Origin of the sequence: Candidatus Venteria ishoeyi (genome assembly GCF_030378065.1) — a bacterium.
GTDB lineage: Bacteria > Pseudomonadota > Gammaproteobacteria > Beggiatoales > Beggiatoaceae > Venteria > Venteria ishoeyi.
In genome coordinates, this window is record NZ_JAUCGJ010000084.1 from 1 (window position 1) to 8,197 (window position 8,197).

Below are 8,197 nucleotides of genomic sequence, written 5' to 3' on the forward strand. Positions count from 1 at the left end.
TGCGTGGGTCTTTAATTGTCTCAAAATGCTTGATAATTGATGCTGTTGAGTGGTTTTCCATGAAAAATACCAAAAACCATCATTTATACTCATAGTACCACTTATCTTGTCAAGACATTTTTAATGCGATTGCCCTGTACATACCTCCTTTGCTATTGGAAGTAAATAAGCTGTATCATTAGTATTTTTATCCTTAGCCTCAATATAAGGTGCATACCCAACCACCCCGGCATTGATCTTACGGTGTAGCATCGTGACAACCCATAAGCTTCTACCATCCATAGTGCTAGTTCTACTCCAAAAAGTTAGAGATTCTCCTATTTTTTGTACTTTTGGAAATAGGAGTTCTTTATTATGTGATACTAATACAAGCAATTCTTCTATTGTAGGAATATCCCATAAAATGCTAGAGCGCTGATTTAAATCAGCAATTTCAAGTTTTGCTGCATTATAATTTCTAGGGAAAAACTTAGGGCTACTTATTATCTTGCCATTGTTATTTTTGCAGTCAAAACCTGGGGGAAGTAAAAAGCTGGGATCAAAACACAATTTATAAGTTTTACTCTGATTATGCGGCTCGAAAGGCTTTGAAATTAAACTCCTCATATAACATGATGTCTTAAAAAGAATTTCTGGTTTTTGATCTGTTAAACTATAAGGTGAATTAGAATTATTTCGACCATTAGCTAACTGCGTTTGTAATTGATTTTTACTCATTCTAGGGTTATCTTGAAGAACTTTTTTAATTGCCTCAGTATGTATCCTGCGATCTTTTTTATCAGGAAAATAAGAAGGTGAGTCAAATGGATAAAGATAAAGATCCTGATTATAAGCTAGTTTATAAATATCAGATAGTTCCAATGAGTCTAACTCAGAAGCTATTTGAAATATTTCTGCATTAAAAAAATCATTTCGATTATTACTATTATCTATAGGGTGAGGGGGTGTAGTTTTTTCAGGTACAACAGAAACATACTCGTCTGCAAAGCCATCAATATCAGCTATAGCCCTATTAATTCTTATTTGATTAAGCTCATCTCGTATACGTTCATTTTTAGTATTTAGTTCATTACGAATTGAAGCTGGTGTATCATCAGGTATCTGCGGTTGCGAATCATCTTCTTTAAAATAGCCATCTAGCAATGCCTTTAGAGTAATAATAATGCCTTGATTTAAATCAGCAACATCAACTAATAACTTCCTAAATTGATAATCAGCATTGTTTCCACTATAAATTCTCACAACAAAATAAATAGTATCAAACTCCTGCCAAATATGACCAAAGATAATCCCTTTATATTGATTGCCCATTAATGAGTTTAGTCGTTCTTTAAGAAGATCTTTTTGCCCAAGAATAGGAGGCAAAGGATCTTCTGCATTATTATAACCAACAGGACTTTCATTGCCTAAAATATGAAATTTAATATCTTTTGCATTTTCATACCTGAGTAGTTCTTGGTTAAAGGTTTCATCAGCTGGTGTTAGAAACGTATGCAAATCTGTTTTCTGGACTTCTATTGATAGTGGTAAGACTGCATAGTTACTTGCTGCATAAGAATATGGGGGCATAAGAAAAAAAATACTTATTCCCCCCGCAGCTATAAATAATAAAATTAAGCGTTTAGTCATCATTCTACTCCTGATAGTATTTATCACAGGTATTATTATTGAACATCAATGTCTTGAATGATGTCATATTTTCCACTTCCACTCTTACGGTGTTTAACAATTAAGATTTTCTCTACACTGGACATGGATACCGGCATAGGCATTGTAAAAACATAAGTTTCTCGAATGAGATTATTGATAAAATGAAAAGCTTTTTTGAGATTTTGAAAATTGGGCACCTTTCGGTAAAGACCATAACCTGCACCCGCAATTTTTCTTAAAGTAGTTTCTTCTACATTATTAGTTACGCCAACAATAAATACTGGAATATTATGATTCTTTGATAATGGGCCAATTCTGTTTATAAATTGTGCCGGAGTTTTGTAATCCTGACTGGCGGTATCCTTACCATCAGTTAATACTACAGAAAATTTAAAAGGTACCTTATCTCCACTATTGGATAATGCTTGCACGCCACTTCCAATTGCATCATATAAGGCCGTATTTTCCCTTTGAAAAGGGGCTTTAATCCACCTTTTCAATTCATCTTTATTATTTGTGAACTCAGAAGGAGCACTTACATTTGTAGAAAATTTAATGACCTGACCTTCAAATGCAGCAGGTAAAAAATCAACAAACTGGGTTAGCGCATCTTCCACATGATGCAGCGCACGATCATCAATAGAACCACTGCTGTCAATCACCATATTAAAACGAAACATTGGCGTATTTTTATAGCGGGCATTCATCATCAATCCCAAACTGTTGATAATCATATCATCCGGTTGAATAACAACATCCCCGCCCCCTCTTTTTTTCAACCTGATATGAACGCCATCCATATCGGTGGCAAAGTTCATATAACTGGTTTCTTCATCAATGGAGTAGACCACCAGATAATATTTATTGCCTTTCATAAAACCAGCCAGTTTCTGGAATTTCATGTGGGTAGCGCCCGCTGCAATTCCCTGCGATGGAGCCAATAAAGTTATCAACAATACAAATATTATACTTGCTACAGAGTTTTTCATAACCATTTCCTTCAAAGTTTATTACTGTACATGAGGTTCAGTAACTGTTTCCATTTTTTTGGAAAGCTCAAAGATTCGATGCACTTTCTGATTGCCGTCATCATCCTTCAAAATATCTCTGTCATGCGTTACCATCAGTATGGTAATCCCCTTTTTATTCAGTGTTAAAAACAATTTCATTATCTCCTCTTTTAACTTTGGTTGAAGGCTACCGGTAGGCTCATCAGCCAACAATATTTTAGGCTCGGTTACCAGAGCACGTGCTATTGCAACCCGTTGTCGTTCACCGCCTGACAATACCGTAGGTTGTTTGGATAGAACGCTTTGCCGTATTTCCTGTTCCTCCTCAGAGTCACCAGGTCGAATCAATTCTACCTCTTCCAGGAGATGTATTGCACGTTCATTCGCCTTACTAACTGACATACCTCGAATACGTAAAGGTAATGCTACATTTTGCAAGACATTTAACTCAGGAATTAAATGGTGCATTTGAAAGATAAAGCCAATATTATGATTAATAAATTCTGCTCGCGTATTGCCATCCAGTTTAGCTATATTCTGCCCATTAACATGAATTTTTCCACTGGTCTCCACTTCAGGAATAAGCTCTTCATGTCCGGTATTTTTATGGGTAAATTTAATATGACGCCGATTTTCAATGGAATCAAGCATACCCACTGTATGCAATAATGTACTTTTACCGCAACCGGAAGTGCCGACAACTGCAATAAAGTCACCTTCCTCAACAGTCAGGTTAAGATTTTCATAGACAATCTGGCGAACATAAGAATCTTTTTCAACGATATTATAAATGCGGCTGAGTTTTTCAACTTCGATCATAGCAGCCATAAAATATTCCCCTGTTAATGCTGTAAATTTTCCGCAGGATCAATCTGGGTTGCCCTTTTTGCCGGAATAATTGCTGTAATAATAAATAAACTCAAGGTAAATAAGCTGATAAGAGCTAAATCTTGTAATGTTATTTCAGTTTTAGGATTGCTGATTCCTAAGTCATTTAGATTTTCTGCAAACTGGATGAGTAGCCACTCACTACCTAAATACCCAAAAAAAGTACCAACAAATAATCCTAATAACGCGATACTCAGTGCCTTACTTACAAAAATCAGATAAATACTACGATTCTTAATACCCAATGCTCTTAAAATGGCGATTTTTTTACGGTTTTGCATTACTGCCAGTAGTAACGTGGAATATACACCCAAGGCAGCCACCATAGAAATACTGAAAATAAGCATAAAGGCAATTTTTTTTGCAGTTTGCAAAAACTTAAAGGATGCTTGTTCTTTTTCTGTCCAGCTATGAACTTTGTAAGTATCCCCTAAGTAGTTTTGAATACGCTGAGCAAATTCTGTACTGTAGTATGGATCGGTTAATTTAATTTCGATGGTATTCACTAAATTAGGTTTATTCAGTAATGTTTGAGCATTTTTCAGGGAAACAACCAATAATGGAAAATTATCTTTCTTTCTCCCCATATCCAGCAACATTGTACGTTGATAATATTGTGGTTCTATAGTTACATCAGGAATATTTAATAAAAAATCCTTTAACATTTTAGAACCCTTACTTTCGTCTTCCTTCGTTAAAAAATCGAATACACTACCCTCCATATATAAACGCAATGGAACATTAATACCATTTTCATTGACTGTATCGGCCAGGTGATTGAGATCGCAGTCTATACTAGAAGGTGAATTACAGTGAGCAATAGATTCTATGTCCATTACAGTTCTACCATTTTGTACACTAACGCCTTTTAAATGGATATCAGAACGTTGTTGTTTTGTGACATGAAAGCCGTAATGCTCTTGGGTATTTGTCACACACTTATCTGGCTTGCCCGTGGCAATTTCCATACTGGTTTCGGTATATAATGCGGGTAGTACCATGAGAATCTCTGGAAAAGTATCTTTTAAGCGTTTGCTCAAAGCTTCAACCTCTTGTTGAGGCATCATATCCATATGGACTTCCACATGTGGGTGGATGCCCATAAAAACTTTTTCCATTGACAGGTAATAATTTTGAAATAAGGACAAAACAATGAGCAAGGCGGCTATACCAATGATTGCTCCAATGGTCAGAAAAATAGAAAAAATGGGTTTAACCAGATAGCGACTAAGCGTAAATTCAAGCATGATCATTCACTTTGTAAGGCTTCTACAGTATTCAGGCGAGCAGCTTGGCGCGCAAGTATAAATGAGGTAATGGCGCACACCGTGCATACAAGTACAATAATTCCTATTACTACATCCAGGCTGAGGGCAATACCTGCATCCTGTACTGGAAGAAAGTCAGCCAAATGAATATTTAAGTATTGGTTAAACCAATATCCTCCCAGGCTGCCAAGTCCAATTCCTAATAGACTTCCCGTAATTCCCTCTATCTGGCTGATGATGATAAATATATTATAAATACTCTGTTTTTTCATACCCATCGCCAGTAATATTCCAATTTGGCGACGTCTTTCCAGCATCATAATAGATAGATTGTTATAAACGTTAAATGCAGTGATCACAATGGACATCAGCAAGACTACGGCAATTAATTTACGAAATAAATCCATCATATTGAAAAAATCATCAAACCCACCTGCACCGCCCATACGATAACGCCAATGCAAAATAAATGTTTCCCGTATATTTTGATCTTTAAAAATCTGCTCAATAGCATCTGCAGATTGCTCGCTCTGAAATGGGTGCTTCAGTGTAATCCCCAGCATACTAGCGCTGCCTTGCATAGCAAGCAGGTTTTGTGCAGTAGCCAGACTGCTGACAAGCATGTTATCTGCAACTTTATGTATACCCAAGCGAAATATCCCAACAACAGTCAGTTCTGTATGTGGTTTGAATGTTTTTCCTGAAGAGTCGGTAATATCTACTTGCAAAGTCATATTTAATTTTTTATGTATATTTTCAGCGGGCGGCACCTCATCAAAAATTTGTTGGTATAAAACTTCGGATATTAATACGGTATTTTCAATTTGAAGCATTTTTAGTAATTCATGGTTATCCACTGCTCTTTCTATTTCGGGTACATAGTGTTTATCATCATTTAACTGAACACCCAATACACGAAAAATTGATTCTTTCTGCTGCGCTTCTGAATGAGTGGTATGGCTATATTGAAAACGGGCACTTTCATTAATCAAAGGGGCTGTGGTAATAGTTCCCGGTAAGGATGAAAGTGCAGCCATCATTTTTTGTAATTTTTCTTGTGTAAAAATATAACTATCCTGAATAAGACCTGCACTTTCCGCCCCTTCCACCTTGGAAAGAATAATTTCTCCATTCTCAATTTTTTGACAAATTTTTGTTTTTTGCTTGTCTTCTTGCTGTTCCAGTGTTAAATCATTATTTTGCCCAGATTGAATCTGTTTCATCTCTGCAACATTAGCTGCAATAGCTGCCTCAAATTCATCTTCTATTTTTGAAGTTGCAGCTTCTGTATCCCATAATGTTCCACTCCCACTTCTTATCATAACGTGGGGGATCATGGAAAAAGTTACTGTTTCCAGTTTTTTGATATAGCCATCATAAATACTCATGACTAATATCAATACTGCGACACCCACAATAATACCTAATGTACTGAGTACAATATTGGAATTAAAGGGGAATTTTCTACCATTTTTTGATTTCATTAATGCATGGGCAATATCAAGTTCGTAGCTCATTCGTTAGTAACTCACTTAGTTATTTTACCTGGGCTTGACAATTTGTTTTGCCAAGTCTTTCATAATTGACCAACCAACCTGCTGCATTTTTTACATATCGTCCCGTTCCTGCTGTATCCCACTTCAGATAAAGCCTAGTGAAACCACCATCTATAATGGCTCTTTTACCATATTTATCATATGTTGCTGCAACCAAATTATTAGCCGAACCATAAATTAATGGTTTAAGCGTGGGGCTGGGTTGGATTGTAGCGATGGTTATGCCTTCATAGAGATGCTGTAATCCGGTTGTAATCAGATGCCCGGAAATCAGGCCCGCCTGGTTTTGCTGAGTTTGTAAGCTTACTATTTGATCTCCATGTGTATTTCCAAGCATTTTAGTTCCCAAAAGTGCTTCTGCTACATAATTAGCATCCGCATAAAAAGGGATATTATCACCCCATATATAAACGCCCTTCCCCGTATCAAAAAAAAGCTTAATCACTTGAAGGTGTGCATCAGTCAGTTTTTTCCCCTGATCAGAAATAATCCAAAGCTGACTGGCTTGTTTTAATTTTGCGTCTAATTCTTGGGGGGAGGGCGGGGTATCAGCCCACCGATAGATGGAGAAACCTTTGCTTTCCAGTGCTTCCCTGGGCAGCTTAAAGTTAAATCCTTCTCCTGTATATAAATGCAAAACTGCAATCATGCAGCTTTCAAACCCTCGCTCTTTAACCAAATCACATTCTACGCAATCGGGATTACCATAACGATTTACAGGGACATTATCAATTTGATTTTTCCCTTTATTCTCTTCGTTATAAGGTGATTCCTTAGATATATTAGCCTTGTTTAATGGTGATAACTCCTCACCCCCTAAGATATCCAATACATCACTAGATTGAGTGTTGTTAGTCTTACCCAAAAGATTTGGATTATTTGCCCCGTTTTTTTGAACTGGAGCCTTTCTCCCTGCTGGGGGCAGTTCTTCCCCTCCTAAAATATCTATTATATCAAGTGCATACAGGGGGAGAGGTATTAGCAATGTGATAAAAACCACCTGCCTTAAAACAGACTTAGCCTTTTTTATAAAATTCATAGTTGAAACCATTTGCCATTTACAATGACTCAAAAGTAAATATTTGTTATTCACTCATCATTCATAAAGATCGGAGTCATACCTGCACAGGAATGACAGAAGTAAAGAATGGATAGCAGGGTAGCTGCTATCAAATAGCATTTAACAATTCTATAGCTATTTTTGCAAACTCATTATAAGCACGATAACATAATGCTTTTTTACCGTTACTATCGGTACAGATAAAATCTTTCTTTGTATAATTCAAGGTCTTGGTAACTACTTTTTTGCTATTTTTTAGTATAATGATGGGTTTGATAACAACAGTATTTCCTTTGTCAACAGAAGTGCCCAATATAATTATGTCTACACCAAATGGTATCATCATCTCACTGATTATTTTTACGATTCTTTCTTTTTTTGGTGTATCGGGATTAAAAATTAACCGAATAAGTTTCTGAATATTTCCCAGTGTATTTGGAATAGAGTGATTCGATTCATTGTATTTTAGGGTTGGCATCAACTTTACAGCTTGCCGGATAGCTGCCTCTACTGCTTTATTAATCAGCTCAGTATCATCTGTTTCAATGGGACTGAGATCCACTGCATCAATAAAAGAAAGTTGACTGATATAGAAATGGCTTTGCCCGACTGGGGGAGTACTAAATCGAATATCCAATCCTGAATCCGTGACCCTACTTGCAAACCGTCAAAATATCTAAGCGATACCACCTAAATTCAAAAAAATTATTACTTTCTCTGTTTAATGGCTAAAAAAATCAATTTTTAATACCAAGAAGCGCGAAA

Annotated in this window: 7 protein-coding genes; all 7 read right to left on the reverse strand. The window is 36.3% G+C overall.

The features are described 5' to 3' along the window. Nucleotides 1-120 precede the first annotated feature (120 nt). Nucleotides 121-1,632 (reverse strand): Lcl C-terminal domain-containing protein, encoded by a 1,512-nt coding sequence (locus QUF61_RS17705; protein WP_146066444.1) that lies wholly within the window; start codon nucleotides 1,630-1,632, stop codon nucleotides 121-123. A gap of 32 nt (nucleotides 1,633-1,664) precedes the next feature. Next, entirely contained in the window at nucleotides 1,665-2,639 is a 975-nt protein-coding gene (locus tag QUF61_RS17710; RefSeq protein ID WP_177428179.1) for a vWA domain-containing protein, read from the reverse strand. Nucleotides 2,640-2,660: 21 nt separating this feature from the next. Then, nucleotides 2,661-3,488, reverse strand: coding sequence for an ABC transporter ATP-binding protein (locus tag QUF61_RS17715; RefSeq protein WP_103918810.1), 828 nt, complete (start codon nucleotides 3,486-3,488; stop codon nucleotides 2,661-2,663). A 14-nt stretch (nucleotides 3,489-3,502) separates the two neighbouring features. Then, on the reverse strand, nucleotides 3,503-4,795 hold the full coding sequence (locus QUF61_RS17720) for an ABC transporter permease (protein WP_177428178.1): 1,293 nt from the start codon (nucleotides 4,793-4,795) through the stop codon (nucleotides 3,503-3,505). A 2-nt stretch (nucleotides 4,796-4,797) separates the two neighbouring features. Next, nucleotides 4,798-6,333 (reverse strand): ABC transporter permease, encoded by a 1,536-nt coding sequence (locus QUF61_RS17725; RefSeq protein ID WP_289682890.1) that lies wholly within the window; start codon nucleotides 6,331-6,333, stop codon nucleotides 4,798-4,800. A gap of 19 nt (nucleotides 6,334-6,352) precedes the next feature. Beyond that, nucleotides 6,353-7,465 carry a hypothetical protein gene (locus QUF61_RS17730; RefSeq protein ID WP_146066440.1) on the reverse strand — a complete coding sequence of 371 codons (1,113 nt, stop codon included), beginning with the start codon at nucleotides 7,463-7,465 and terminating at the stop codon, nucleotides 6,353-6,355. Nucleotides 7,466-7,541: 76 nt separating this feature from the next. Beyond that, on the reverse strand, nucleotides 7,542-8,069 hold the full coding sequence (locus tag QUF61_RS17735; protein WP_289682891.1) for an aldehyde dehydrogenase family protein: 528 nt from the start codon (nucleotides 8,067-8,069) through the stop codon (nucleotides 7,542-7,544). Nucleotides 8,070-8,197: the final 128 nt, after the last annotated feature.